This is a genomic window from Nocardiopsis sp. TNDT3, from assembly GCF_003427465.1.
Taxonomy (GTDB): Bacteria; Actinomycetota; Actinomycetes; order Streptosporangiales; family Streptosporangiaceae; genus Nocardiopsis; species Nocardiopsis dassonvillei.
The window spans coordinates 1-1,438 of record NZ_QPFC01001433.1 but is presented as its reverse complement, the minus strand read 5'-3'; the positions used below and the strand labels follow the sequence as shown (position 1 = coordinate 1,438).

The window sequence follows — 1,438 nt, the reverse complement described above, 5'->3', positions numbered from 1 at the left end:
GGACGCGGTGAGGGAGTTCCGCCCCTACTTCGACCACCACCCCCTGATGGGCGGCGGACCGTCGCTGGAGGAGTACATGGACCAGACCCCGCTGACCGTCGGCAGCCCCCAGCAGGTCATCGACAGGACCCTCGCCTTCCGTGACAGCTTCGGCCACTACCAGCGCCAGCTGTTCAACGTCGACGGCGTCGGGACACCCCTGAAGACGGTCCTGGAGCAGATCGACGTCCTCGGCGAGGAGGTCGTGCCGGTGCTGCGCGAGGAGTTCGCCGCCGGGCGGCCCGCGCACGTGCCCGACGCGCCCACCCACGCCTCGCTGCTCTCCGCCCGCGACACCGGAAACGCCTCCGCGACAGCGACGGGCTGAGGCGCGACGACCGATCCCCACGGCGGGTTCCCGTTCCGGTCGCGGCGAGAACCCGCCGCCGTGCCCGCCCCGGGCGGCCCGGACCGGCGTCCACCCCCCGGTCCGGACCGCCGCCGACCGAGCCGAACACCGTCCCCACCAGAGAGGCCTTCCGTGACAGAGCCGCGAACAGACAGGACCGGCGCCGTCGTCCACGTCGCGCTGGACGAGACACGCGCCGTCAGCGCCTACACCGTGAGTCTGGAGGACGGCACCACCGCCGGGCGCGCGGACTTCGTCGACCCGCCCCAGGCACCCGGCGAGCGCGTCTTCTTCCACACCGAGGTCGCACCGGAGTTCGGCGGCCGGGGCCTGGCCGGGCTGCTGGTCGGTGAGGCGCTGGCCGACAGCGCTCGCCGCAACCTCACCGTCGTCCCCGTGTGCCCGCTCTTCTCCAAGCACCTGCGGGAGCACGGCGACGAGTACACGGCCCGGGGCGGACGGTTCCGTCGGCCCAGGCCGACCGACCTCGCCCTGGTCAAGGAGACCGTCGAGGGGGGGCGGCGCGTGAGAGCGGAGCGCCCCTACATCGACAAGGAGCACCCCGAGGTCTACGGGGCGATGCTCAAGGCGGCGGCGGCCTCCAGAACCGCGGCGCGGGAGGCGGGCCTGGGCGACGACACCATCGAACTGGTCAACATCCGGGTGTCCCAGATCAACGGGTGTCCGACCTGCCTGAGCGTCCACCTCCCCAAGGCGCGCAAGGCGGGGGTGAAGCAGGGCGCCCTGGACGTGCTGCCGGCCTGGCGCGAGGCCGGGCTGTTCACCGACGAGCAGAGGGCCGCGCTCGAACTGGCGGAGTCGTTGACGGTGCTCGATCCGACCGTCGACCGGCAGGCCGTCAACGCTCGCGCGGCGGCCCATCTGACCACCGCCCAGATCTCCGCGGTGGAGTGGACGACCACCCTCATCAACGCGTTCAACCGGATCTCGATCGCCAGCGGCCACCCGGTGCTCGGGCAGTAGGGAGGAGGCCGTCCGCACCGGCGGGGGAACGGCGGACCCGTGGCCGGCCGCAGGCGCGGCCACGGG

At 73.2% G+C, this 1,438-nt stretch carries 1 protein-coding gene and 1 pseudogene; both read left to right on the top strand.

Annotation, left to right across the window (positions count from 1 at the left end; all coding sequences use genetic code 11):
• Nucleotides 1-367, top strand: a pseudogene (locus DQW06_RS28595) (5,10-methylene tetrahydromethanopterin reductase); the annotation flags it as partial.
• Nucleotides 368-520: 153 nt separating this feature from the next.
• Nucleotides 521-1,372: a carboxymuconolactone decarboxylase family protein gene (locus DQW06_RS29725; protein WP_232833193.1), complete on the top strand. Its 852-nt coding sequence runs from the start codon at nucleotides 521-523 to the stop codon at nucleotides 1,370-1,372.
• Nucleotides 1,373-1,438: the final 66 nt, after the last annotated feature.